Here is a 24,322-nt window from a genome sequence, read left to right on the forward strand (position 1 = left end):
GGACCGTGTCAAGCGCGCCGGATCAGGAGCTGCCGCGTTCCTGGGCCGGGCCGCCCGCGCGGTCGAGGCTAAGCGCGGCCGCGACCAGCGAAAGGTGCGAAAGCGCCTGGGGGAAGTTGCCGAGCAAGCCTTCCTCGCCGACTTCCTCGGCCAGCAGGCCGACGTCGTTGGCGGTGGCGCACAGGCGCTCGAACAGCCGCCGCGCGTCTTCGAGCCGGTTCTGCAGCACATAGGCGTCGACCAGCCAGAAGCTGGCGGCCAGGAAAGCGCCTTCGCCGCCGCCGACGCCGTCCTCGATCCGGTCGGGCGCGTAGCGCCGGACGAAGCCGTCGCGATCGAGCGCGCTTTCGATCGCCGCGACCGTTCCGCGGACGCGCGGATCCTCCGCCGGGAGAAAGCCCACGAGCGGGATCCGTAGCGTCGCCGCGTCGAGCGCGGTTTCGCCATAGGCGGCGACGAAGCTGTTGCGTTCGGAATCGAAGCCGCGCTCGAGCACCTGTGCCTTCACGCGCTCGGCCAGTTCGCGATAGTGCGAACACAGCTCGGGGTCGCTTTCCTCGAACCAGCAGGCGGCGCGGTCGAACGCGGTCCAGCACATCACCTTGGAATAGACGAAATGGCGCGGTTCGCCGCGGCTTTCCCAGATGCCGGCATCGGGCTTCTGCCATTCGCTCTCGAGATCGGCGGCGAGCAGGCGGACGAGCGCGTCGCTGTCTTCGGTACGTTCCATGCCGTGGCGCACGGCGGAATGCAGCGTGTCGATCACTTCGCCATAGATGTCGAGCTGGCACTGGTCGGCGGCGGCATTGCCGAAGCGCACCGGCGTGGCGCCGTTGAAGCCGGCGAGCCAGGGCGCCTGCCACTCGAGCATCCGCCGGTCGCCGCCCACCGTGTAGAAAGGCTGGACGTCGATCGGCTCGCCCGCGACGGCGCGCCGCAGCCAGCCGACCCAGGCGTGCGCTTCGGCCGACATGCCCGATTGGAGGAACGAGAGGAGCAGGAAGGTCGAATCGCGCAGCCAGCAGAAGCGATAATCCCAGTTGCGCGAGCCGCCCGGACATTCGGGCAGCGAGGATGTGGGCGCGGCGACGATCCCGCCGGTGGGCCGGTGGATCAGCGCCTTCAGCGTGACGAGCGAGCGAATGACCTCGCCTCGATACGGGCCGTCATATTTGCACCGCGCGACCCAGTCTTCCCAGAAGCCGCGCGTATCCTCGAACGCCTTCTCGGGGTGAACCGATTCGGGAACCGCCTCGTGCGCGGGAAACCAGGTCATGACGAAGCAGCGCCGATCGCCTTCGTTCACGGTGAACCGGCTGGTGAACCAGCGATCCTCGAAAGTGATCGGTTCATCGAAATCGAGAACGATCGCGTCGGGGCCGGCGATCGCCAGGACCTGCGCCTCGGAACAGGTGCGCACCAGCGGGTGGAGCTGGCCATAATCGAAGCGCGCGGCGAGTTCGGAGCAGACCTCCACGCTGCCGCGGCGGCCCTCGACGATGCGCACGATATCCGGCGCCTCGCCGCGGATCGGCATGAAATCGATCACGGCGATGCAGCCGTCCCGGGTCTCGAACTCGGTTTCGAGGATCAGCGTCTCGTCGAGGTAGCGGCGGCTGCTGCGGGTGACTTCGCCCGCCGGGCGCATGCGCCAGCAGCCGTTCTCGGCGTCGCCGAGGATCGCCGCGAAACAGGCCTCCGAATCGAAGCGCGGCATGCACAGCCATTCGATCGAGCCGTCGCGGCGGACCAGCGCGGCGGTCTCGCCGTCGCCGATCAGGGCATACTCCTCGATGCGCTTGCGGGATGGCTCGCTCATCCTTCGGCGCGGCTCCGCGCGAACAGCCCGGCTGCCAGCCCAGCGCCGATCGCGGCGAGCGCGCCCAGCGCCACCGTTCCGCGATGGGTGGTGAGCCAGAGCTGCGAACTGCGCGTCCGGGCATTCGCGTCGAACCGGCCGTGCGCGCCATGATCGCCGGGAACGGGCGCATAGAGGTTGTTCCGCCGGTCCGGCGCGACGGGTTCATCACTCTGCTGCCCGCTGACGCCCGTGCGCGCGAGATAGCGGTCCAGCAGCGGGGAAGCGATCTGGTCGCCCAGGATGGCCTGCCAGGTGGGCCAGCCGAGCTTGATGTTCTTGCGCTTGTGATGCGCGGCAAAGTGGATCGCGCGGGCGGCGATTTCCGGCTGGTATGGCGGGCTCGCCGGCCGGGGTTTCATCGGCAGGTTCGTCTTGATCCAGTCGAACTGCGGCGTGTTGACGCCCGGCAGTTGCACCATCGAGACCGAGACGTTGCTGCGATCGTGGATCAGCTCGGTTCGGATCGAATCGTGAAAGCCCTGGATCGCGTGCTTTGCGCCGCAATAGGCCGATTGCAGCGGGATGCCGCGATAGGCGAGCGCCGAACCGACAAGCACCACCGAGCCCCGGTCGCGCGGCACCATCCGCTTCAGCGCGGCATAGGTGCCGTTTACTTGCCCGAGATAGGTGACTCGCGTGACGCGTTCGTAATCGGTGAGCGACATGTCGAGGAAGCGCGCGAGCACGCCGGCGAAGGCGGCGTTGATCCAGATGTCGATCGGGCCGAACCGCTCCTCGAGCTTCGCGGCAGCGTTCTCGACGGCATCGGCATCGACGACGTCGAGCGGCAGGACCAGCGCTTCGCCGCCGGCCTCTTCCACTTCGCGCGCCGCGGCTTCGAGCCCGTCGCGCCCGCGGGCGATAAGGCCGATGCGCGCCTTGTCCTTCGCGAATTCGCGCACGACCGCGCGCCCGACGCCGGCCGAGGCGCCGGTGATCATCACGACGGGGGGATGGCTGCTGCGCATGGTGCCTCCGCTTGTTGCTTGCCCTGTCAAAGCGCACCGCGACGCGAGAGTTCCTTGATGCGATCGGCAGTGCGGCACGCGAGCGCCTGAATGGTCAGCGAGGGATTGGCGCCGCCCACGGTGGGAAAGACCGATCCGTCGCAGATCCAGAGGTTGGGAACGTCCCAGCTGCGGCAATCGGCATCGACGACGCTGGTTTCGGGGTCGAAGCCCATCCGTGCGGTGCCGTTCAGATGGCAGGTATCGTCGGTCTCGCGCCAGCGCTCGCGCGCGCCGGTCGCTTCGAGGCTTGCCTCCATGAAATCGAGCGCATGCGCGACCATGCGGCGCTCGTTGTCGCCTATCGCGAAGGTGACCCGCGGGATCGGCAGCCCATATTGATCGGTCTCGTCGGCCAGGGTGACGCGATTGTGCGCATAGGGAAGCACTTCGCCGACCATCTTGAGCCCGACCGAATGGTTGCTGCGCGCCATCTCGTCGATCAGCGCCCGACCCCATAGGCCGCGTCCGCCCGAAAGCGACCGCGCCCAGCTGATCGGCAGCGGACCCTGGCTCATATAGGCCCAGCCGCCGTGATAGTCCTTGCCGGCGTCCGCATAGTTCCAATGCTCGTTGATCGCGAGGCTGGGCGGCCCTTTGTACGAGCGGATCTCCTCGTCGACCTGGCCCCACACTGCCTGGTTGAGCTGGACCATCAGATTGCGGCCGACGAGCCCCGATCGGTTCGCGAGGCCGTCGGGAAAGCGGCTGCACGCCGAGTTGAGCAGCAGCCGCGGCGTTTCGATCGCATAGCCGGCGACGACGACGTTCTTCGCCCGCTGGAACCGCCATTCGCCTTCGCGGTGATAGTGAACGCCCGTGGCGCGGCCGTTCGGCCCCATCTCGATCCGGCCGACCATCGCGAGATCGCGGATTTCGGCACCGGCAGCCAGTGCGCGCGGCAGCCAGGTGACGAGCACCGATTGCTTGGCGTTGGTCGAGCAGCCGATCACGCACATGCCGCGATAGACGCAGGGGTGCGCCTTGCCGCGCGGCGCGGAAAGCGTGGCGATCGGCGTTTCGGCCCAATCGGTGCCGAGCGCCTCGGCGCCGCGCGCCAGATGCTCGGCGGCGGCATTGAGCGGATGCGCGCGATAGGGGTAGCGCGGCCGCTTGGGGCCCCAGGGATAGCGGACCGGGCCGGCGATCTTCAGCGCCTCCTCGACCTCGGCGTAGTAGCGCCACATCTCGCGCCAATCGATCGGCCAGTCGACGCCATAGCCCAGTTTCGTCCGGCTCTTGAACCATTCGGGACGGAAGCGCAGCGACACCATCGCAAAATGGACGGTCGATCCGCCGACGGATTTTCCCGAATTGTTCGAGCCGAGCTTGAGCGGATCTGGGCCGTCGACGATGCGGTCGTCGGTCCAGTAGAGCTTCGCCTGATGCCGCTCGTCGGAAGCGAAATCCTCGAGCGGGCGCCAATAGGCCCCGGCATCGAAGGCAACGACCGAAAAGCCGGCTTCGGCGAGCTTGCAGGCCAGCGTGCCGCCGCCCGCGCCAGTGCCGACGATCGCGAAATCGACTTCATCCTGCTCGCGATGTTCGCGCATCGGCACCCAGCCGCCCGATTCGAAGACGTCGGGCGCACGGCCGTTGGCGGCGCGGGGCGTGGTCAGCGCGTCAGCGCGCATGCCGGTTTCGAAAGGCGGCAGGGAGGAGGCGTCCATCGTCGCGCTCGGCGGCTTCCCAGGGATCGCGGCGATCGGCGGCGAGGCGGACATAGCCGCGCGGGCTGGCGGGACCGCCGAAGCCCATCGCGCTCCAGGCCGAGGGGTGGGCATAATAGGCCGCGATGAGATCCGGCAGCAGCCGCCACGACCAGAAGAGACGGGGCGGGAGCTGCTGCCATTCGCAAGCGCGCACCGTGCCGTGCTCGATCGCGGCGAGCAGGGCGTCGGCCGCCTCGGGGTCCAGCGCCGCGAAGCCCCGCCCGTGGACCAGCCTGGCCTCCGCCTCGATCGCGTCGAGCCCGCGCGCCCAAGCCTCGCGCGCGGGCGGCAGTCCGGCCGGGCGATAGCCTTCGCCGGCGGTCGCGTCCGTCAGCGATTCGAGCAGCAGCGCAACCGTGTTGACCGGCGCCCGGTGCTCGGGCTGGGGCACGATGCGCTCGGCAAGTGCGCGCAGCGTCGCGATCTGGGCGGCGGTCAGCAGGCCGGTGGCTTCGCCGAGCCGAAGCCGCGCGTCGATCGCCTCGCGCGTGGCCGCGTTCCAGCTCGGCGTGTCGCGCTTGGTGAGCACGTCATAGTCGGGGAAGCGATCAGCCATGCCCCCTCCGCATCAGGAGCAGCGCGCCGAGCCCGGCGAGCGCCAGGCCGGTGAAGGCGGGCGGGGCGGGGATCGGCGGGCCGACGAGCAGATTCTGGCGCCAGTTGCGCCAGCCGCCCATGTTGCGCGCGACACCGCGCGCGTGGAAGCCCGCGCCGACAAAGCCGAGCAGCGCAGTTGCACCGAGCAGTGCCCAGCTCGTGTCCTTCGGCACTCCGGAAAGCGTGTCCCGCGCGAGGGCGAGTGCCGCCAGCGGCGGCAGCGTGACGGGCAGCCACATCCAGGGGCTGTGGAAGGCGCCGCGGAAATGCAGCAGCGCCGCTTCCGCCGAGGTGCCGACAAGTCCGATCACGGCGAGCGCGCCGACGAAACGGCCGCCGACGGGCAGCGGCCCTAGGCGCGGATCGCGCGTGGCGAGCGCATCCGCCGCCGCGCCGAGCGCACCGGACAGGATCAGCGCGGCCGGAGCGCCGATCGGAGCGGCATAGAAAAGCGTGCTCCAGCGCAGATGCCCGACGCGGCGAGCGATGTCCCATCCATGGAAGCCCAGGCCTGCCGCTCCGGCGGCGGCGATCGCTGCGTGGGCGGGCGTGCGCGGCCGACGCTCAGGCCGCTGTGCCGGATCGCGGAGCGGCTCATTGGGAACGGATGATCGGTCTCGAACGCCGGCCGCGTTCACTCGGATCGCTGCCACTGCGGCTATGATCGGCACCGCCATCGCCGGGTGGTGAAACGATCCACGGTAATGCTCGATCGAACTGTCGGCGAGCACCGAAGCCCCCAGGATCGTCGCGCCACCGGCGATCAGCCGGGCGGGCGCCGTGGCCGCGTCCGCCTGCAGCATCGCCGATCAGTCCTTCGCGAAGACGTTGGCGAGAACCTGCTTGGCGCTGCCCTTCAGCACCGATCCCTGATTGGGATCGCCCTTGAAGAACATGCTGGTGAAGGCCTTGGCCTGCTCCAGCGTGATGTGCGGCGGAAGAGGCGGGACCTCGGGGTCGGTCTTGACCTCGACCAACACCGGCCGATCGGAGGCGAGCGCCTGGTCCCAGGCGTCGCCGAGCTCGGCGGGATCGTCGACATAGATGCCGCGCAGTCCGATCAGCTCGGCGAAGCGGTGATAGGGCACATCGGGAATGGTCTGCGTGGCTTCGAACTTCGGATTTCCCTCCATGACGCGCTGTTCCCACGTCACCTGATTGAGATCCTCGTTGTTCAGGACGAGCACGATGAAGCGCGGATCGGCCCATTTGTGCCAGTATTTCGATACGGTGATCAGCTCCGCCATGTTGTTCATCTGCATCGCGCCATCGCCGACGCTGGCGATCACCGGGCGCGTGGGATGGGCAAACTTGGCCGCGATCGCATAGGGAACGCCCGCGCCCATCGAGGCGAGCCCGCCCGAGAGCGACCCGCGCATCCCGCGCCGCATCATCAGGTCGCGCGCATACCAGTTGGCGCAGCTTCCGCTGTCGCTGGTGAGGATCACGTCATCGGGAAGCCGCGTGTTGAGTTCGGTGAAGACGCGCTGCGGATTGACCGGATTGGCATCGACCATCGCGCGGTCGTGAAGAGTCTTGCGCCAGTCATCGTTCCACTCGGCGATGTCCTCCCGCCAGCTTCGATCGGTCTTTTCCTCGAGCAGCGGCAGCAGCGCCTCGAGCGTGGAGCGCACATCGCCGGTGAGATTGACTTCCATCGGATAGCGGATCGAGAGCATGCCGGGATCGATATCCACCTGCACGCCGCGCGCCTGACCCTCCTTGGGGAGGAATTCGGAATAGGGGAAACCCGAGCCGAGCATCAGCAGCGTGTCGCATTCCATCATCAGATTCCAGCTCGGCTTGGTGCCGAGGAGTCCGATCGAGCCGGTGACCCAGGGGAGGTCGTCGGGAAGGACGTCCTTGCCGAGCAGCGCCTTGGCCGAGCCCGCGCCGAGCTTGTCGGCCACGGCGATCACTGCATCGGCGGCGTTGCCGGCACCGGCGCCGACCAGCATCGCGACTTTCTTGCCCGAATTGAGCACGTCGGCGGCGCGCTGAAGGTCCGTCGGTTCGGGAACGACGCGCGGGGCCGACCAGCCGACTCCCGAGAAGACCGCGCCATGGCTGCGCGGCGGCTGTTCCATCTCGAGTTCCTGAAGATCGTTCGGAAAGACGAGCGCAGTCACCCGGCGCTGGCCGAGCGCGATCCGCACCGCCCGGTCGATCAGGTGGCGCACCTGTGCCGGCGCCATCGCATAGCCGGTGAAGGCGCCCGCTACGTCCTTGAACATCGACGTCATGTCGAGTTCCTGCTGATAATGCGCGCCGACCGCGGTGCGCGCCTGCTGACCGACGATCGCGAGCACCGGCATGTGATCCATCCGTGCGTCATAGAGACCGGTCAGCAGATGCGAGGCGCCGGGCCCGGACGTCGCGAGGCAGACGCCCAGCTCGCCGGTGAACTTGGCATGGGCGGAGGCCATGAAGGCGGCCATCTCCTCGTGCCGCGCCTGTACGAAATCGAATTTGTCGCCGGCGCGGTCGAGCCCGCCCAGCAGTCCGTTGATGCCATCGCCGGGATAGCCGAAGATGCGCCGCACGCCCCATTCGTGCAGGCGTTCCCACACGTAATCGCCGACCGTCTGCGCCATGATGCGCCTCCTCGAAAGATTGCTCCGGTTTCCGTGCTGTCTGTTTGGTAACGGGTTGCGCGCGTGCGCGTTCCGCTTCCCGGTTGGTACCGATGGAGATCGAGAATGGAGGCGATCGGAAGGACGCGCTGGGTGATCGCGGAAGGCTATATTCCCGACGGCAGCATGGCCGGGGCGGATCACGCGCTGATGAGCCACGAGGCCGCCTGTATCCTCAACAGCGGCGACACCGATGCGCAGGTGACGCTGACCTTGTTCTTCACCGATCGCGAACCGGCCGGACCCTATCGCGTGACCGTGAAGGCGCGGCGGACGCTGCACCTGCGGTTCAACGATCTCGACGATCCCGAGCCGGTGCCGGTGGGAAAAAGCTATGCCAGCGTGATCGAGAGCGATGTGGCCGTAGTGGTGCAGCATACGCGGCTCGACAGCCGCGCCGCCGAGATCGCGCTGATGACCACCATGGCCTATCCCGTCGGCTGAGCGGCTTCGGACGGGAGCGGCAGCGAGTCGGTCCGCACCAGCATCTCGCGCCCGACATGCGCCAGCGAGGGCGCGCCGATCTGGCCCAGTTCGTTCCGCATCTCGTCGCGCAGGATCTCGAGCGCGCGGTGCACGCCGTCGGCGCCGCCCGCGCAGAGGCCGTAAAGCGGTGCGCGTCCGGCGAGCACCGCGTCGGCGCCGAGCGCGAGCGCCTTCAGAATGTCCGATCCGCGGCGGATTCCGCCCGACATGTAGAGCGCGATCCGATCGCCGACGATCGCGCGGGCAGGGGCGATCACGTCGAGCGCGGAAACCGACGACTCCGCCTGGCGGCCGCCGTGGCTGCCGAGGATCACGCCGTCCACTCCGGCGTCGAGCGCACGCCGCACGTCGTCGGGATGAAGCAACCCCTTGAGGAGGAACGGTCGCTTCCAGCGGTCGCGGATCTTCGCGACCGTTTCCCAGGAGAGCGCCTTGGGCATGTGCTCGCGGATCCAGAAGGCGCTGTCGAAGAAGCCGCGCCGATCCTTCGGCACATGATCGCGCACGTTCACGAAGGCGGGCATGCCGTGGCTGAAGGTGCGCAGCGCCCATTGCGGGTGGCGCGCCGCGTTGGCCAGCGTGGCAAGCGAGGGCCGCGTCTTGGTCGCGCGGGTACGGGCATACCATTCGCGGCGACCGAACAGCTGCGCGTTGGTGGTGAGCACCAGCGCCTCGCATCCGGCGGCCTCGGCGCGGTCGACCAGCGACTGCCAGACCTCCTCGCCGCCGAAGACATAGAGCTGCCACCAGTGGCGCAGGTTCGGGACGCGCGCGACATCCTCCATGCGATCGTTCGACATGGTGCTCTGGACGAACGGCACGCCCGCCCGTGCGGCGCCTTCGGCAAGCGCCAGGTCGCCGTGGCGGCGGAAGATGCCGTTGAGGCCGGTGGGCGCCACCGCGAGCGGCATTGCGGCGCGCGTGCCGAGCAGCGTGCCGCGCACGTCGCGCTCGCTCTCGTCGGTCAGCGTGCGCGGCAGGAAGCGCCATTCGGCCAAGGCGTCGCGCTCGCGCTCGAGAGTCGTTTCCTCGCCCGTGCCGGCTTCGAGATATTCGAGGACGAAGCGCGGCATCTTGCGGTGCGCACGGGCGCGGAGGTCCTCGATCGTGCGCGCGCGGGCGAGATCGGCGCCGGTGTAGAGCCGGCGGCGCGGCGTGCCGTCCAGCTGCGCGAGATCGTGGCGGTGCGATGCGGCCATCGACCCGACCAACGCGCGGATGCGCCCTCGCGGTTCCGCGCCTAGCGGGCGCCGACGATCCCCGGCAGGTCGAGCCCGTGCTCCGCCGCGCAATCGAGCGCCTCCGGATAGCCCGCGTCGGCGTGACGCATCACTCCCGAGGCGGGGTCGTTCCACAGCACGCGCTCCAGCCGGCGCGCGGCCTCGGGCGTGCCGTCGGCGACGATCACCATCCCGGCGTGCTGCGAATAGCCCATGCCGACGCCGCCGCCGTGATGCAGCGACACCCAGGTCGCGCCGCCGGCGGTGTTGAGCAGCGCGTTGAGCAGCGGCCAGTCCGAAACCGCGTCGGAGCTGTCGCGCATCGCTTCGGTCTCGCGGTTGGGGCTGGCAACCGAGCCGCTGTCGAGATGGTCGCGGCCGATCACCACCGGCGCCTCGAGCTCGCCGTTCGCCACCATCGCGTTGAAGGCGAGGCCGAGCCGGTGGCGGTCGCCGAGACCGACCCAGCAGATGCGCGCGGGCAGCCCCTGGAACGCAATGCGATCGCGCGCCATGTCGAGCCAATTGTGGAGGTGCGCGTCATGCGGCAGCAGTTCCTTCACCTTCGCGTCGGTGCGATGAATGTCCTCGGGATTGCCCGAGAGCGCCGCCCAGCGGAACGGGCCGATGCCGCGGCAGAACAGCGGGCGGACATAGGCCGGGACGAAGCCGGGGAAGGCGAAGGCATCCGCCACGCCTTCGTCCTTCGCCACCTGGCGGATGTTGTTGCCGTAATCCACGGTGGGGATACCCATGCGGTGGAAGGCGAGCATCGCCTCGACATGCACCGCCATCGACTTGCGCGCGGCGGCTTCGACTTCGGCGGGCGCCGTTTCGCGTCTTTCCGCCCATTGATCGAGCGTCCAGCCGATCGGGAGATAGCCGTTGAGCGGATCATGCGCCGAGGTCTGGTCGGTGACCGCATCGGGTCGCACGCCGCGGCGGACGAGTTCGGGGAGCACTTCGGCGGCATTGCCGAGCAGGCCGACGGAGACCGGGCGATCCGAGCTGCGGATGATCTCGAGCGCTTCGTCGATGCTCGACGCCGAGCGATCGAGATAGCGGGTCCGCAGCCGCATCTCGATCCGGCTCGGCTGGCATTCGATCGCAAGGCACGAGGCGCCGGCCATGCTCGCGGCAAGCGGTTGGGCGCCGCCCATGCCGCCGAGGCCCGCCGTGAGGATCCACTTGCCCGACCAGCCGCCGCCATAATGCCGGCGGCCCATTTCGGCGAAGGTTTCGTAGGTACCCTGAACGATGCCCTGGCTGCCGATGTAGATCCACGAGCCGGCCGTCATCTGGCCGTACATCATCAGCCCCTTGCGATCGAGCGCGTTGAAATGCTCCCAGTCCGCCCATCTGGGCACAAGATTGGAGTTGGCGATCAGGACGCGCGGCGCATCGGCGTGGGTGCGGAAGACACCGACCGGTTTGCCCGACTGAACGAGCAGCGTCTCGTCGCCTTCGAGCCGCTGGAGCGCAGCAACGATCCGGTCGAAACTCTCCCAATCGCGTGCGGCGCGGCCGATGCCGCCGTAGACGACCAGACTCTCGGGCGCCTCGGCCACTTCGGCGTCGAGGTTGTTCATCAGCATCCGCAGCGGCGCTTCGGTGAGCCAGCTCTTCGCCGAGAGGCGCGGGCCGCGCGGCGCGCGGATGCGGCGGCTGTTGTCGGTGCGGCTCATTCCCTTTCCCCGGCGAAGTCGATGCAGGCCGCGAGCACCCGGCGCAGCACGTCGCGGCAGGGCTCGGCGCGCGTTGCATCCCATAGCGGCGGCCACTCGGCCGCCGGCACCTCGTCGAGATAGGTCCGCATCGCCAGCTCCATCTGGATCGCGTGCACCCGTTCGGCGCGCGGCCAGCCATAGTGGCGCGTGATCCAGCCGCCCTTGAACCGCCCGTTCGTCACGCGCGTGAAGTCGCTTGCGTCGCAGGCCTGTTCGACTGCCTGCGTCAGGCCCGGGGCGCAGGAGCGACCGTCGTTGGTGCCGATGTTGAAATGCGGCAGCTCGCCGGTGAACAGCTTGGGCGCGAGGCTGCGGATCGAATGAGCGTCATAGAGCACGAGCCGCGGGTGCCCGCCGCGCAGCCGATCGACCTCGGCACGCAACGCGTCATGATAGGGCTGGTACCAGGCGGCGCGGCGGCGCTCGATCTCGGCTTCATCCGGTTCGCGGCCCGGCAGGTACAAAGGCTCGCCATCGAAGGTGACGGCGGGGCAGAGGCCGGTGGTGAACTGGCCGGGGTAGAGCGTTTCGCCGTCGGGCATGCGGTTCACGTCGACGACGGTGCGCGAAATCGCGGTGCGGACGATCGTCGCGCCGAACTCCCGCGCGATCGAATAGAGCCGATCGACATGGAGGTCCGCGTCGCGCCGCGCACGCTCCACCGACACGAGATCGCGCGCGATATCCTCGGGAATGTCGATTCCGGCGTGCGGGATCGACACGATCAGCGGCGCATCGCCGCGCGTGATGTCGAGCCAGTCCGCGCTCATTCGGTCACTCCGGGCAGGGACAGGCCCTCCAGCAGCGCGCCGCTGCGCACCAGCGCAGTCGCCTCGGCGATATCGGGCGCGAAATGGCGATCATCCGCGAGGTGCGGCACGCGCCCGCGAAGGCACGCGCGCGTGCGCTCCAGCGCGTCGCTCGATAGCAGCGGCGCATGGAAATCGCAGCCCTGTGCCGCGGCGAGCAGCTCGATGCCGAGGATGTTCGCGAGATTCTCGGCCATGCCGATCAGCCGCCGGCTGCCGTGCGCCGCCATCGAAACATGATCCTCCTGATTGGCCGAGGTGGGGATCGAATCGACGCTGGCGGGATAGGCCTGCTGCTTGTTCTCCGAGACGAGCGCGGCCGCAGTCACCTGCGGGATCATGAACCCCGAGTTCAGCCCCGGGCGCGGCGTGAGAAAGGCAGGGAGGCCCGAGAGCGCCGGATCGACGAGCATCGCCACGCGCCGCTCGGCAAGGCTGCCGATCTCGCACAGCGCCATCGCGATCATGTCGGCCGCGAAGGCCACCGGCTCGGCGTGGAAATTGCCGCCCGACAGCGCCTCCCCCGTCTCGGCGAAGACGAGCGGATTGTCGGTGACGCCGTTCGCCTCGATCGCCAGCGTGGCCGCGGCCTGGCGCAGCAAGTCGAGGCAGGCGCCCATCACCTGCGGCTGGCAGCGAAGGCAATAGGGATCCTGGACGCGCTCGTCCGCCTCGCGATGCGAGTCGCGGATCGCCGAGCCGGCCATCAGCGTGCGCAGCGCCGACGCGCTTTCGATCTGGCCGCGATGGCCGCGGGCATGATGGATACGCCCGTCGAACGGCGTGTCCGAGCCCTTGGCGGCTTCGGTGGAAAGCGCGCCGGTGACGAGCGCCGACTGGAACAGCCGCTCGGCCTCGAACAGCGCGGCAAGCGCATGGGCGCAGGAGAATTGCGTGCCGTTGAGCAGCGCCAGCCCTTCCTTCGGCCCGAGCGTGAGCGGTTCGAGCCCGGCGGCGCGCAGCCCTTCGGCGGCGGGAAGCGTGCGCCCCTGCCACGTCACATCGCCCGCGCCGATCATCGCCGCCGCCATATGCGCAAGCGGGGCGAGATCGCCGCTGGCGCCGACCGAACCCTGGCCGGGGATCACCGGCAGCAGATCCCGGTCGAGCATCGCCGCCAGCAGCGCAGTGGTTTCGATGCGCACGCCCGAGATGCCCTGCGCAAGACTGGCGAGCTTGAGCGCCAGCATCAGCCGCACGATCGCGGCGGGAAGGGGCGCGCCCACTCCGGCGGCATGGCTGAGCACGATGTTGCGCTGGAGCTTCTCGAGATCCTCGTCGCCGATACGGATGCTGGCGAGCTTGCCGAAGCCGGTGTTTATCCCATAAACCGGTTCGTGCCGATCGATGATCGCCGCGACGGCGCGCGCGCCCGAGGCGATCGCCGCCTGTGCGTCGGAGCGAAGCCCGGGCACCGCACCGCGATAGATCGCCCGCCAATCGGCCAGCGGAACGGCGCCAGGTTTGATCTGGAGACCGCTCATGCGCCCGCCACCACGCGCGCGTGCAGCGGATTGAAGCCGATGCGATAGACGAGATCGGCGGGCGTATCGACGTTCCAGATGGCAAGATCGCATGCCTTGCCGGTTTCCAGCGAGCCCGTGACTTCGTGCAGGCCGAGCGCCCGGGCGGCGTTCCGAGTCACGGCGGCGAGGCACTCCTCGACGGTGAGACGGAACAGCGTCGCGCCCATGTTCATCGCGAGCAGCAGCGAGGTGAGCGGCGAGGTTCCGGGATTGCAATCGGTGGCGAGCGCGATCGGTACGCGCGCCGCGCGCAGCGCCTCGATCGGGGGCAGCTTGGTTTCACGCATGAAGTAAAAGGCTCCGGGAAGCAGCGTCGCGACCGTACCGGCGCGGGCCATGGCGGCGACCCCCTCGGCGTCGAGATGCTCGAGGTGATCGGCGGAAAGGGCGCCGTGGCGGGCGGCAAGCGCGGCGCCGTGCTGGTTCGACAGTTGTTCGGCGTGGAGCTTCACCGGCAGGCCGTGACCGGCGGCGGCAGCGAAGATGCGGTCGGTCTGCGCGGGAGTGAAGCCGATCCCTTCGCAGAAGGCATCGACGGCGTCGGCAAGCCCGGCCTGCGCGATCGCGGGAAGCATCGTCTCACAGACATGGGCGACATAATCGTCGGCGTCGCCTTCGAATTCGGGTGGAAGCGCATGGGCGCCGAGGAAGGTGGTGCGCACACGGACGCGGCGCGTCTCGCCAAGTGCCCGGGCCGCGCGCAGCATCTTCGCCTCGTCGTCGAGGGCGAGGCCGTAGCCCGACTTGATCTCGACCGTGGTAACTCCTTCGGCGAGCAGCGCGTCGAGCCGCGGCAGGCTCTGCGCGACCAGATCGGCCTCGCTTGCGGCGCGGGTTGCCGTCATCGTCGATCGGATGCCGCCTCCGTTCCGGGCGATCTCCTCATAGCTGGCGCCTTCGAGCCGTGCTTCGAATTCGCCGGCACGGTTGCCCGCATGCACGAGATGGGTGTGGCAGTCGATCAGGCCGGGCGTGATCCAGCGGCCGTCGCAGGCGATGCGTTCGGCCGCGTCGAGCGGCGGCGCCTCTGCCGCAGGGCCGGCATAGACGATCCGCCCGTCGCGTGCGGCGACGATGCCGTCGTCGATCGCGCGCGCACCGTCAGCAGTCAGCGGGAGCAGTCGCGCGCCGTGCCACATCCGGTCGCAGCGGGGAGACTCGTCGGAGGCCATATGCGACAGACTTGGCCACTCGCGCGAATATGTCTAGACATATTTGACGGGAGGTGCGGCATGCGCGCGCTATGGTTTGAAACGGCGTTGGTCGGAGATGCCTGGGAGCGCGGCGTTACGGTCACGCTGGAGCGCGGGCGGATCGCCACGCTGGCGTGCGGCACACAGCCCGGCGAAGGCGCCGAACGGTGCGCGATCGGTGTTCCCGGTCTCCCCAACCTCCACAGCCACGCCTTTCAGCGGGCGATGGCAGGGCTGGCCGAGGCGCGGCGCGGCGAGGGGGACGATTTCTGGGGCTGGCGCGAGCTGATGTACCGCTTCCTCGACCGGCTGACGCCCGAGGATGTCGAGGCGATCGCCGCGATCGCCTTTGCCGAGATGCTCGAAGCGGGGTTCACGCGCGTCGGCGAGTTTCATTATCTGCACCACGATCCGGCGGGCAGGCGCTATGACGCACCCGCCGAGATGGCCGAGCGAATCGCCGCAGCGGCCGAGACGAGCGGAATCGCGCTGACGCTGCTGCCGGTCTTCTACGCGCATGGCGGGTTCGGCGGTGCGGCCCCGGGGGCGGCGCAGCGCCGCTTCATCAGCGACATCGACGGCTATTACCGGCTGCTGGAGGGCGCGCGTGCCGCCGTGGCGACGCTGCCGGACGCGCGGGTGGGAATTGCGCCGCACAGCCTGCGCGCCGTCACGCCGGACGCGCTGCGGGCGCTGCTGCCGCTGTGCCCCGACGGGCCGGTGCACATCCACATCGCCGAACAGCTGCGCGAAGTGGAGGATTGTGTCGCCTGGAGCGGACGGCGGCCGGTCGAGTGGCTGCTCGACGCGGCGCCGGTCGATGAACGCTGGTGCCTGGTGCACGCCACGCATGTGACGGCTGACGAGCGCTCCGCGCTCGGGCGGTCCGGCGCAGTGGCGGGGCTGTGCCCGATCACCGAGGCGAACCTCGGCGACGGCATCTTTCCGGCGGCGGAATATCTGGCGGAGGGCGGCGCAATCGGCGTGGGCAGCGATTCGAACGTGCGGATCGACGCCGCCGAGGAACTGCGGCTGCTAGAATATGGCCAGCGGCTGACGCGGCGGCAGCGCTGCGTGCTGGGGAGCGGCGCTGCGCTCTTTCGAGCCGCGCTTTCGGGCGGCGCGGCCGCGCTCGGCGCGCCGGCGGGGCTGGCGGAGGGGCAGGCGGCGGACATCGTTGCGCTCGATGCCGGCGATCCCGCTCTGATCGGGCGGTCGGGCGACGCGCTGCTCGACGGGTGGATCTTCGCCGGGCGCGGAGCGATCGACTGCGTGTGGCGCGGCGGCGCGAAGCTAGTCGCGGGCGGTCGCCACCTCCGCCGCGAGGCGATCCGCGCGCGCTATGCCGCGACGCTGGGGCGGCTGCTCGACGCATGACGATCGAGGAGCGGATCCGGCGCGATATTGAAGACCGCATCCGATCGGGCGCATGGCTGCCGGGTCAGCGTATCCCGTTCGAGGCCGAACTGGCCACCCGCTACGGCTGCGCGCGCGCGACCGCGAACAAGGCGCTGACGCGGCTGGCGCGCGAGGGGCTGATCGAGCGGCGGCGGCGGGCCGGCTCGTTCGTCGCGCAGCCGCAGGTTCGCTCGGCGGTCGTCGGCGTGCCGGACATCGCCGCGCTGCTGGCCGAACGCGGCGAACCGCATCGCTGGCAGTTGATCGGGCGCGAGGAAGATGCGGAGCTCCCCGCCGAAGTCACCGACGGGCGCGGCGACCGCTGGCTGGCGGTGCGCGGCATCCATCATGCCGCCGCTGCTCCGTTCGGCTGGGAACAGCGCTGGATCGACTGCGCCAGCGTGCCCGCTGCCGAGGCGGCGGAGTTCGCCGACGTGGCGCCGGGCAGCTGGCTGCTCGTGAACGTGCCCTGGAGCGAGGCCCGGCATCGCGTGCGCGCCGTCGGCGCGAGCCCGGCCACGGCTGCGGCACTGGAAATCGCGCGGGGGAGCGCCTGTCTTCAGATCGAGCGCTGGACATGGCGCGGCGATCGGCCGGTGACCTATGTTCGGCAGACCTTCCCCGGCGATCGCTATGATCTGGTGGAGACGTTCGCGTCGGGGTAGCGCCGCCATCTCGTGCGCGTTGCGCCGATTTCGGCATTCGCGCGTTGGGCGGGACGATGCAGAAGCTCTGGTTCGTCACAAATCACCTTTCCGGCACGGCGACTCGCGAAAAATGCGAGGCGCTCGAGGCCGTGTTCGAGGAGCGCGGCCTGGTGCTCGCCGGTCGCACCCAGTTTCCCGACGACGATCTGCCCGACGGGGCGCAGCTCGACGCCGCGGGCGTCGACACGGTGGTGCTGTTCGCCGGAGACGGGACGATCAACGCCGCGCTGTGCAAGCTCGGGCCCTGGGAAGGCGCCTTTCTGATCCTGCCGGGCGGCACGATGAACCTGCTGGCGAAGGAACTGCACGGTAACGAGACCGATCCGCACAGGATCGTCCATGCCGCCCATGTCTGCGACCGGCGCGTTGCGCTGCCGTTCGTCGAGGCGGGCCCGCACCGCGCCTTCGTCGGCCTGATCCTGGGGCCGGCGGCGCACTGGTTTCGCGCGCGCGAGGAGATGCGCGCGCATCGCCTGGCGCGGCTCTGGCGTGCGGTCCGATTCGCCTGGCGCAAGACCTTTGGGGGGAACGGAGTGCGGGTCTATGGCGCGCCCGATCTGCGCGCCGGCTATCAGGCGGTGTTCGTGAAGCCCGATCTTGGCGGTCTCGAAGTCGATGGGATCGACGCGCACGACTGGAGCTCGATCGTCGAACTCGGCTGGGACTGGCTGACCGGCGACTGGGTGGCGGCCCGTGCGGTGACCCACACGCGCACAGATCACTTGCGCGTTCGGGGAACACGGCCGGTACTTGCCTTGTTCGATGGAGAACCGGAGACGCTGGAGCCGCGTGTCGCCATCACGAGCGGCAAGAGCCTCCCCGGCTTTATCGCCACGCGTCAGGAGAGCGCCGAATGATCCGCCTGTTCCACGTCAGCGACATCCATTTCGGGGCCGAGGATCGCGAAGCGCTCGACTGGTTCGCGGCCAGGACGCGCGAGGAGCAGCCCGATGCCGTGATCGTGACCGGCGACCTGACGATGCGCGCGCGTTCTCACGAGTTCGCCGCCGCGGCGGAATGGCTGCGGAGCCTCGACCGGCCGACGACGGTGGAAGTGGGCAATCACGATCTTCCCTATTTCGATCTCTTCGCCCGCTTCTTCAGGCCCTATCGCCGGTATCGCGCGGTCGAGGACATGATCGAGAAGCCGCTCGACTTGAAGGGGGTGGCGATCGTTCCGCTGAAGACGACCGCGCGCTTCCAGTTCCGGCTCAACTGGTCGAAGGGCCGCGTGGGTACGCGTGCGCTTCAGCAGTCGCTTTCGATCATCGAGTCGCTGCCGAAGGACGAGCTCGTCTTCGTCGCCTGCCACCATCCGCTGGTCGAGGCGGATACCCAGGCGACGTCGCGCACGCGCCGGGGGCGGCAGGCGCTGGAGGCGCTCGCCACCGCCGGCGCCGATGCGGTGCTGACCGGCCACGTCCATGATCCGTTCGACATCGAGCGGCATGTGGAGGGCAAGCCGATCCGCCTGGTGGGAGCGGGCACGCTTTCCGAGCGGGTGCGCGAGCACCCGCCCTCGTTCAACGAGATCCGGATCGAGGGGCGCAGCTTCGAAACGGTCGCCCGCTTCATGAACGAGGCCCATCCCGAGCGCGAAGGCGCGGAAGTGCCGGTGACCGGCGACGAGCGCCGCGCGGCCAACGCCTGAGCGCTCAGCGCAGCCGGGTGCCGATCAGCGTGCCCTTGGTGCCCTTGTTGACCAGCTCGAACTCGAAGTTCGGCCAGCGCCGCCGCCAGCGGCGCGCGACGACGCGCTCGCCCGGGCGTGCCGCATCGTCCAGCATCACCGTGCCGCCCACCGGCATCCGATCGAACAGGCTTTCGGCGGCACCGCGCACATAGGGATGGATCGTCCAGGGCGGGCCATCGACGATCAGCAGGTCGATCTGCGGCGGCAACGGGCCATGGTCGTACCAGACGCCTGGCCAGTCGCCGGGCGGACGGCGCAACGGCGTGGCGCGCAGATCGGCCTCGACACCGTTCTCGCGCAGCCATTCGTGCGTCGCGGCGACGAAATCGGCGTGCTGATCGCAGCTGATGAGCTGACCGCTGCCGCTGCTCTTCTGAAGCGCCTTGCCGATCACCAGGCTGGAGGCGCCGGCGCCCAGCTCGACGACGGTTTCGGGCTTCCGCTCGAGAATGTGATCGACGATCAGCGTGAGGAAGCCGGTATCGGCTTTCCAGCTTCCAAGGTTCGGCAGCGCATCGGGCGCGAGATCGAGCCGCTCGAGCAACTCGCGCTTGGCGCGCTTCGATCCGCCCGAAAGACTGCGCGCGAGCCACGGCCAGCCGATCGCGCCGAACGCCAGGACGTGCGCCCAATCCGACGCGGTGCGCTCGACGTCTGCCGGCCACAAGGCATCGTCGGACAGTGGCAGATAGGAAGTCGCCTCGCGGGACGTCATGCAGTCGCTCTCCCTCGCAATCCGGTGCTCGTGACGGTGCTGCAAACCGAGCGCCCGAGCAATTCCCGAAGCGGGGTGCGAGACCACTCGCGTCCCGCCGCGTCAACCGAAATTCGACGGTGCGCCCCGCAGGCACGAAAAAGGGGCCGCCCCGAAGGACGACCCCGTTCCCGTTTTCGCAGAATGGATCAGAAGCGGAAGGTGACCGATCCGCGATAGTTCTGTGCCTCGACGTCCTCGCGCTCGATCGTGGTCTGCGCGGAGACCGACAGGTCGATGTTGCCGGTCGAAACCGTCACGCCGCCGGCGATTTCCGCCCAATCCTGATCGGTGCCCGCAAGCGCGAAGATCGCGTTCGGGCCGACGCCGCCCACGAAATTCGCACCGAACGCCGCCGGGCGCTCTTCGAAATCGTGGACATAGTTTGCGCTCAGGTACGGCCGGATCATGCCGGTCTTGCCCTGCAGCACCGCACCGGCACGCGCCTGAAGGCTCTCGAAGGTGCCCAGATCATACTGTAGCGCCGGACCGCCGCCGGTTTCCGCGGTCGGCGTGAACTGGATCTCGCTGGCCCGGATCGAGGCGCGCGGCCCGACCGAGAGCGCGCCGAGATCGAAGCTCTTGCCGATACCCACTTCGCTGGTGAAGACGAAGGCAGTGTCCTCGGCGCGCAGCGTGTAGCCGCCGCCCGGCACCGCGACGTTGCGGATGCTGCGCGTGTCGAAGGCGCCGGCGCTGATCTGCGCATCGAAGGTGAGGCCGCTTTCCATCATGACCTTGCCGTAGAGGCTGCCCTGATAGAGCTGCCCTTCGGAGGTTTGCGGCGCGCCGCCCACCGATCCGTCGATATCGGCATAGGAGACCGAGAAACCGATCATGCTGGTGTCGTCGAGCCGTGCCTCGACGCCGGCCGCGGCGAACCAGCCATCGAACTGGTTCCGCTCGGCCGACACGCCGGCCATTCCGGCGCTGTCACCGTCGATATAACCGCCGGCGACGAAGACGCTGACGTTGTCGGGCAGGACATTCTCCTGCACGATGTCCTGGTTCGCGTCGCTGCGGATGTCGGTGGCGCCGAAACCGCGTGCGCTGAGCGACGCCATTTCGATCGGTCGGCCGATCATCGTCAGCGAACCGCCCGAGCTGCTCGGATCGAGCCCGGCGATCCGTTCGCTGTTGAACTGCGTCAGCACGTTGACGGCAGCCACGCCGGCGAAACCGGTGAGCGTCTGCGCCTGGGGGGCGAAGCCCTGGAGCGTGGTGCGGATCGTCTCGGCGTTCTGCACGTCGAGCGTGCCATACAGCTCGGAGTATTCGCCGTACTGCGTGCGATTCTGATTGAGCAGCTGCGCATAGGCGCTCTGGACCGGCGACGAGCTGTCGATGACGTCGGCGTAGCTGCCCGCTTCGATCTCCACCAGCACCGAGTTGGCGGTGTAGCTGACCTGCGGCGTCAGGATCGCGCTGATCGAAAGCGCTTCGTCGAACGTGCCCGAAATTCCGCCCTCGGCGGTCAGCACCGTATAGGTGTCGCCGTCACGGACGAGATAGCCCGACACCGGCGCGATCGCGAGCGTGCCGCCGATCGAGGCCATGCCCTCTGCTTCGATCGTGCCGTAATCCTCTTCCTCATCGACTGCATGGACGGCGAAGAGGTCCGAGACGCCGTTCGCGCCAATGTCGATCAGCAGCGTGCTGGCCGAGGCCAGAATCGCATTGCCGTAGAGATTGAGCGTGCCCGTGGTGCCCATGGTGCCCGGTGCGATGCCGCCCATGATGCTGGTGAAATAGGGCGCGACGATATTGCCCGAGCCGGTGAGCAGCCCGTTGAACAGCGTGTAATCGCCATAGGTGCCGATCGTGCCGTCGACGTTCACGATGCCGGTCGCGTGGCTGATGCCCATCAGGCTCACCAGCTCGCCGCCGGCCGTGATGTCGAGCGTGGTCTCGGCGCCCGCGATCGTCAGCTGGTCGATCTCGACGTCGGTGTCCAGCGTGGTCGTGCCCGCCGCGGCGAGCGTGACGTCGAAGTAGCGCGCGTTGATTCCCTCCTCGGGATCATAGCCCCGATTGTCCGGCACGAAGCCGCTGCCGCCGGGAAGCCCGTTGGCGAAGGTTGCAGGAGGGAGCGCCATGTTGGTGACGTCACCCGCAGCGTAGGCGATGTCCTCGACGCCGGTGATCGACGTGCGCGTGCCATGGCCCTCGTTCTCGGCCGCAAGCGTGTCCGCGAAGCGCGAGACGACTTGCGTCCGCACCGTGCCTTCGCCTTGGGGCTCGGGCTCGGAACCCGGAACCGGCGTGTCGTTCACGTAATAGGTGCGGGTCGCGAGATCGTAGCATTCGTTGACGGAGCCCGACTGGTAGCAGATCTGGCCGAAGTCGGTCGTGTCGTCGTCGCCGCTGGCGCCGGCGCCCGGATTGGTCGGCACGCCGTTGGCGAGCGCGCCTTCCGGCGTCAGGACGCGATAGTTCGGATCGAGCGCGAGGACCCAGTGATCCGGATCGCTCCAGTTGCCGTCGCCGGCCACGTTGGTGGCATAGCGATAGGGGTTGTTCTCGACGATCCAGTCCCAGAACAGATACAGCGGCTGATAGAAGGAGCTGGTGCCGTAGGAGCTGAACGGCTGTGCCCCGAAGAAGCGGCTGCCGCCCGAGAGCACGCCGATCACCAGTTCCTCGTCGAACGTCTGGTCGAGGATCAGCGGACCGCCCGAATCGCCGCCTGCGGTCGTCGCCTCACGCGGCAGGGCGTCGTCGCGGAACAGGTTGAAGTCGTGCACGTCCGAATGATCGGGCGAGTCGAAATCGAGCTGATAGAGGTTCTGCTCGAGCCCGTCGCCCGAGCCGAACAGGAACTCGTTGCGATCGTCGAGCGATCCCAGGATGCCGATGAAGTTCTCGGCAGCGCGGCGGCGGAAGTCGACACCCAGCGTGTCGCCATTCTCGCCATAGCCGGTCCCGCCATAGCCGTTCAGCTTGACGTGATAGCCGGTGCCGCTCGTCAGTGAGATCGATTCGGGAGCGGGCAGGGCGGAGAAGAGCAGCGCCCAGGTGGGGATGTTTGCCGCGGGCGTATCCAGCGAGGCGATCGCGACATCGGCCTCGAGGAAGCCGTTTTCGAGCGAGTCGGGGTGATAGACGATCTGGTTGACGTTGTAGACGTCGATGTCGGTATTGGTCTCGAAGTTGTTCGCGAACCAGTTCTGGAAGCCGGGAAGCGCGTTCGAGCGGAAGCTGAACGCCGCCGGGATGCCGCCGGTCGCCGAGCCATAGCCCGCGGGCTCCACGTCGTTCACGCAATGGGCGGCGAAAAGCACTGTCCGCGGATTGATCAGCGTACCGGTGCAGACGAAGCCGTCGGCGCGATAGAACATGCCGACGCCCGTGACGTCGACCGCGGTGTCGCGGATCGTGGTGGGGGTCTCGCCCTGGCCGGGGCCGGTGATCACGATCTGCGGCTGATCCTGCACGCCTTCGATGCTGGCGGCCTGCGGCGTGTTGTGGATGAACTCGACGCCCAGGTTCGCGCCGCCCGCATGGGCGACGTCCTGTGCCATTTCCGGTCCCGACTGCGCATGGGCGGCGCTACCAAGCAGGCAGAGCCCCGCCGCCGAAGTGAGAAGAGCCGTCTTCACTGCGCGCGTCGAAGCCGTAGATTTCATGTGCAACATCATCATCTTGTCCCCTGTTGCTCGTTCCGGGCGATGAGGCCCGACGTGGACCAAGGCTATGGCTCACGTACTTCAGAGACAAGCCTGAATAGCCGGGGTGGCGAGGCGCGCGAGATCGAACGAATACCGGCGGCCAGGCATGTGGGATGAGGCGATTTCTCCCGGATTTCCGCGATCGATGAAGATGCGCAACGAAGCGGATGCCCTGTCACCCGGTTGCAACACTTCGATCGGAAAGCGCGGTTCCGGTGCGGATTTCCGGCCACGCAATCCGGCGCGCACGAAAAAGGGCGGCCCGTTTCCGAGCCGCCCCTTGGATTTCGGCGTTCGGGAAGCGCTTAGCGCTTCGAGAACTGGAAGCTGCGGCGTGCCTTGGCGCGGCCGTACTTCTTGCGCTCGACGGCGCGCGGGTCGCGCGTCAGGAAGCCTGCGGCCTTGACCGGGCTGCGCAGCGCCGGCTCGTAGCGGGTGAGCGCCTGGGCGATGCCGTGCTTCACTGCGCCGGCCTGACCGGAGAGGCCGCCGCCCTTGACGGTGCAGACGACGTCATACTGGCCGCGGCGGTCAGCGACATCGAACGGCTGGTTGATGACGAGGCGCAGCGTGGGGCGCGCGAAATACGTCGCCTGATCGCGGCCGTTGATCGTGATCTTGCCCGAACCAGGCTTCAGCCACACGCGTGCGACCGCATCCTTGCGGCGGCCGGTGGCATAGGCGCGGCCATATTGATCGAGCTCCTGCTCGCGCAGGGGCGCGGTCGACTGAGCCGGCGCCGGCAGCGTGGTCTCGGTGCCCTGCTCGCCTTCGGCGGCGAGCGGCTGACCCTGGACGACGTTGCCCAGGTCGGAAAGGGACTGGCGATTGTCGGTCATTACGCGCCCACCTTGTTCTTGCGGTTCATCGCCGCGATATCGAGGACTTCGGGGTTCTGCGCTTCGTGCGGATGCTCCGAACCGGCATAGATGCGCAGGTTGCGCATCTGCTGACGGCCAAGCGGGCCGCGCGGGATCATGCGCTCGATGGCCTTCTCCAGCACGCGCTCGGGGAAGCGGCCGTCCAGCACCTTGTCGGCGCGGACTTCCTTGATGCCGCCGATGTAGCCGGTGTGCTTGTAATACATCTTCTGCGTCAGCTTCTTGCCGGTGAAGCGCACCTTGTCCGCATTGATGACGATGACATTGTCACCGCAATCGACGTGCGGAGTGAAGCTCGGCTTGTGCTTGCCGCGCAGGACATTGGCGATGATCGCCGCCGCGCGACCGACCACCAGGCCGTCGGCATCGACGATGTGCCACTTCTTTTCCACCTCGTGCGGCTTGACCGCCTTGGTGGTCTTCATGAGCGCCTTCATGGGCGTGGACCTC

At 68.5% G+C, this 24,322-nt stretch carries 20 protein-coding genes; 5 read left to right on the forward strand and 15 right to left on the reverse strand.

The window, feature by feature from the left end; all coding sequences use genetic code 11:
- Positions 1-22: 22 nt before the first annotated feature.
- From ACQ450_RS14715 to ACQ450_RS14740, 6 genes are read right to left on the reverse strand one after another with little or no spacing between them, the layout of a single operon-like run.
- Positions 23-1,819, reverse strand: a complete 1,797-nt coding sequence (locus ACQ450_RS14715) for a glycoside hydrolase family 15 protein (protein ID WP_431469837.1) — start codon at positions 1,817-1,819, stop codon at positions 23-25.
- The gene (locus ACQ450_RS14720) at positions 1,816-2,829 is read right to left on the reverse strand and encodes an SDR family oxidoreductase (protein ID WP_431469838.1); all 1,014 of its coding nucleotides are present in this window, start codon (positions 2,827-2,829) and stop codon (positions 1,816-1,818) included. Before ACQ450_RS14720 ends, ACQ450_RS14715 begins: the two co-directional genes overlap by 4 nt.
- 26 nt (positions 2,830-2,855) lie before the next feature.
- Complete coding sequence (locus tag ACQ450_RS14725) at positions 2,856-4,502, reverse strand: GMC family oxidoreductase (RefSeq protein ID WP_431469839.1); 1,647 nt, start codon at positions 4,500-4,502, stop codon at positions 2,856-2,858.
- Positions 4,492-5,136 carry a gluconate 2-dehydrogenase subunit 3 family protein gene (locus ACQ450_RS14730; protein ID WP_431469840.1) on the reverse strand — a complete coding sequence of 215 codons (645 nt, stop codon included), beginning with the start codon at positions 5,134-5,136 and terminating at the stop codon, positions 4,492-4,494. The genes ACQ450_RS14725 and ACQ450_RS14730 overlap by 11 nt, the downstream gene beginning before the upstream one ends.
- Positions 5,129-5,980, reverse strand: a complete 852-nt coding sequence (locus tag ACQ450_RS14735; RefSeq protein WP_431469841.1) for a hypothetical protein — start codon at positions 5,978-5,980, stop codon at positions 5,129-5,131. Before ACQ450_RS14735 ends, ACQ450_RS14730 begins: the two co-directional genes overlap by 8 nt.
- A gap of 6 nt (positions 5,981-5,986) precedes the next feature.
- The gene (locus tag ACQ450_RS14740; protein ID WP_431469842.1) at positions 5,987-7,771 is read right to left on the reverse strand and encodes a thiamine pyrophosphate-requiring protein; all 1,785 of its coding nucleotides are present in this window, start codon (positions 7,769-7,771) and stop codon (positions 5,987-5,989) included.
- Positions 7,772-7,876: 105 nt separating this feature from the next.
- Between ACQ450_RS14740 and ACQ450_RS14745 the strand changes: the two genes are divergently transcribed.
- Positions 7,877-8,254: a sensory rhodopsin transducer gene (locus tag ACQ450_RS14745; protein ID WP_431469843.1), complete on the forward strand. Its 378-nt coding sequence runs from the start codon at positions 7,877-7,879 to the stop codon at positions 8,252-8,254.
- On the opposite strand, the gene ACQ450_RS14750 is transcribed toward ACQ450_RS14745, so the two are convergent.
- The 5 genes from ACQ450_RS14750 to hutI are packed head-to-tail and all read right to left on the reverse strand — an operon-like array spanning position 8,239 to position 14,750.
- Complete coding sequence (locus ACQ450_RS14750; protein WP_431469844.1) at positions 8,239-9,495, reverse strand: alpha-hydroxy acid oxidase; 1,257 nt, start codon at positions 9,493-9,495, stop codon at positions 8,239-8,241. The two genes, ACQ450_RS14745 and ACQ450_RS14750, sit on opposite strands and share 16 nt — an antisense overlap.
- Before the next feature lie 41 nt (positions 9,496-9,536).
- Complete coding sequence (gene hutU / locus ACQ450_RS14755) at positions 9,537-11,201, reverse strand: urocanate hydratase (RefSeq protein WP_431469845.1); 1,665 nt, start codon at positions 11,199-11,201, stop codon at positions 9,537-9,539.
- The gene (hutG, locus tag ACQ450_RS14760; RefSeq protein WP_431469846.1) at positions 11,198-12,013 is read right to left on the reverse strand and encodes an N-formylglutamate deformylase; all 816 of its coding nucleotides are present in this window, start codon (positions 12,011-12,013) and stop codon (positions 11,198-11,200) included. Before hutG ends, hutU begins: the two co-directional genes overlap by 4 nt.
- Positions 12,010-13,536, reverse strand: coding sequence for a histidine ammonia-lyase (gene hutH, locus ACQ450_RS14765; protein ID WP_431469847.1), 1,527 nt, complete (start codon positions 13,534-13,536; stop codon positions 12,010-12,012). Before hutH ends, hutG begins: the two co-directional genes overlap by 4 nt.
- Positions 13,533-14,750, reverse strand: a complete 1,218-nt coding sequence (hutI, locus tag ACQ450_RS14770) for an imidazolonepropionase (protein ID WP_431469848.1) — start codon at positions 14,748-14,750, stop codon at positions 13,533-13,535. The genes hutH and hutI overlap by 4 nt, the downstream gene beginning before the upstream one ends.
- A gap of 60 nt (positions 14,751-14,810) precedes the next feature.
- On the opposite strand from hutI, the gene ACQ450_RS14775 reads away from it, so the two are divergent.
- The 4 genes from ACQ450_RS14775 to ACQ450_RS14790 are packed head-to-tail and all read left to right on the forward strand — an operon-like array spanning position 14,811 to position 18,527.
- Positions 14,811-16,148, forward strand: a complete 1,338-nt coding sequence (locus ACQ450_RS14775) for a formimidoylglutamate deiminase (protein ID WP_431469849.1) — start codon at positions 14,811-14,813, stop codon at positions 16,146-16,148.
- A complete protein-coding gene (locus ACQ450_RS14780; RefSeq protein ID WP_431469850.1) occupies positions 16,145-16,834 on the forward strand; it encodes a UTRA domain-containing protein in 690 nt (229 codons plus the stop codon). The genes ACQ450_RS14775 and ACQ450_RS14780 overlap by 4 nt, the downstream gene beginning before the upstream one ends.
- A 56-nt stretch (positions 16,835-16,890) precedes the next feature.
- Positions 16,891-17,733 (forward strand): diacylglycerol/lipid kinase family protein, encoded by an 843-nt coding sequence (locus ACQ450_RS14785; protein ID WP_431469851.1) that lies wholly within the window; start codon positions 16,891-16,893, stop codon positions 17,731-17,733.
- Positions 17,730-18,527 carry a metallophosphoesterase family protein gene (locus ACQ450_RS14790; protein WP_431469852.1) on the forward strand — a complete coding sequence of 266 codons (798 nt, stop codon included), beginning with the start codon at positions 17,730-17,732 and terminating at the stop codon, positions 18,525-18,527. Before ACQ450_RS14785 ends, ACQ450_RS14790 begins: the two co-directional genes overlap by 4 nt.
- Before the next feature lie 4 nt (positions 18,528-18,531).
- On the opposite strand, the gene ACQ450_RS14795 is transcribed toward ACQ450_RS14790, so the two are convergent.
- The 4 genes from ACQ450_RS14795 to rplM all read right to left on the reverse strand — a co-directional run bounded on the left by ACQ450_RS14795 (position 18,532) and on the right by rplM (position 24,309).
- Positions 18,532-19,284, reverse strand: coding sequence for a class I SAM-dependent methyltransferase (locus ACQ450_RS14795; protein WP_431469853.1), 753 nt, complete (start codon positions 19,282-19,284; stop codon positions 18,532-18,534).
- Between the two features lie 188 nt (positions 19,285-19,472).
- A complete protein-coding gene (locus tag ACQ450_RS14800; protein ID WP_431469854.1) occupies positions 19,473-22,922 on the reverse strand; it encodes an autotransporter domain-containing protein in 3,450 nt (1,149 codons plus the stop codon).
- 374 nt (positions 22,923-23,296) lie between these two features.
- Positions 23,297-23,830, reverse strand: a complete 534-nt coding sequence (gene rpsI, locus ACQ450_RS14805; RefSeq protein WP_431469855.1) for a 30S ribosomal protein S9 — start codon at positions 23,828-23,830, stop codon at positions 23,297-23,299.
- Positions 23,830-24,309, reverse strand: coding sequence for a 50S ribosomal protein L13 (rplM, locus tag ACQ450_RS14810; RefSeq protein ID WP_188054465.1), 480 nt, complete (start codon positions 24,307-24,309; stop codon positions 23,830-23,832). The genes rpsI and rplM overlap by 1 nt, the downstream gene beginning before the upstream one ends.
- Positions 24,310-24,322: the final 13 nt, after the last annotated feature.

Source organism: Sphingosinithalassobacter sp. LHW66-3 (assembly GCF_050703275.1).
In the GTDB taxonomy this organism is placed as follows: Bacteria; Pseudomonadota; Alphaproteobacteria; order Sphingomonadales; family Sphingomonadaceae; genus Sphingomonas.

Bases quoted from the DNA above. Each gene is read 5' to 3' on its own strand.
- ACQ450_RS14715 (WP_431469837.1), bottom strand. From the start codon at position 1,819: ATGAGCGAGCCATCCCGCAAGCGCATCGAGGAGTATGCCCTGATCGGC.
- ACQ450_RS14720 (WP_431469838.1), bottom strand. From the start codon at position 2,829: ATGCGCAGCAGCCATCCCCCCGTCGTGATGATCACCGGCGCCTCGGCC.
- ACQ450_RS14725 (WP_431469839.1), bottom strand. From the start codon at position 4,502: ATGCGCGCTGACGCGCTGACCACGCCCCGCGCCGCCAACGGCCGTGCG.
- ACQ450_RS14730 (WP_431469840.1), bottom strand. From the start codon at position 5,136: ATGGCTGATCGCTTCCCCGACTATGACGTGCTCACCAAGCGCGACACG.
- ACQ450_RS14735 (WP_431469841.1), bottom strand. From the start codon at position 5,980: ATGCTGCAGGCGGACGCGGCCACGGCGCCCGCCCGGCTGATCGCCGGT.
- ACQ450_RS14740 (WP_431469842.1), bottom strand. From the start codon at position 7,771: ATGGCGCAGACGGTCGGCGATTACGTGTGGGAACGCCTGCACGAATGG.
- ACQ450_RS14745 (WP_431469843.1), top strand. From the start codon at position 7,877: ATGGAGGCGATCGGAAGGACGCGCTGGGTGATCGCGGAAGGCTATATT.
- ACQ450_RS14750 (WP_431469844.1), bottom strand. From the start codon at position 9,495: ATGGCCGCATCGCACCGCCACGATCTCGCGCAGCTGGACGGCACGCCG.
- hutU (WP_431469845.1), bottom strand. From the start codon at position 11,201: ATGAGCCGCACCGACAACAGCCGCCGCATCCGCGCGCCGCGCGGCCCG.
- hutG (WP_431469846.1), bottom strand. From the start codon at position 12,013: ATGAGCGCGGACTGGCTCGACATCACGCGCGGCGATGCGCCGCTGATC.
- hutH (WP_431469847.1), bottom strand. From the start codon at position 13,536: ATGAGCGGTCTCCAGATCAAACCTGGCGCCGTTCCGCTGGCCGATTGG.
- hutI (WP_431469848.1), bottom strand. From the start codon at position 14,750: ATGGCCTCCGACGAGTCTCCCCGCTGCGACCGGATGTGGCACGGCGCG.
- ACQ450_RS14775 (WP_431469849.1), top strand. From the start codon at position 14,811: ATGCGCGCGCTATGGTTTGAAACGGCGTTGGTCGGAGATGCCTGGGAG.
- ACQ450_RS14780 (WP_431469850.1), top strand. From the start codon at position 16,145: ATGACGATCGAGGAGCGGATCCGGCGCGATATTGAAGACCGCATCCGA.
- ACQ450_RS14785 (WP_431469851.1), top strand. From the start codon at position 16,891: ATGCAGAAGCTCTGGTTCGTCACAAATCACCTTTCCGGCACGGCGACT.
- ACQ450_RS14790 (WP_431469852.1), top strand. From the start codon at position 17,730: ATGATCCGCCTGTTCCACGTCAGCGACATCCATTTCGGGGCCGAGGAT.
- ACQ450_RS14795 (WP_431469853.1), bottom strand. From the start codon at position 19,284: ATGACGTCCCGCGAGGCGACTTCCTATCTGCCACTGTCCGACGATGCC.
- rpsI (WP_431469855.1), bottom strand. From the start codon at position 23,830: ATGACCGACAATCGCCAGTCCCTTTCCGACCTGGGCAACGTCGTCCAG.
- rplM (WP_188054465.1), bottom strand. From the start codon at position 24,309: ATGAAGGCGCTCATGAAGACCACCAAGGCGGTCAAGCCGCACGAGGTG.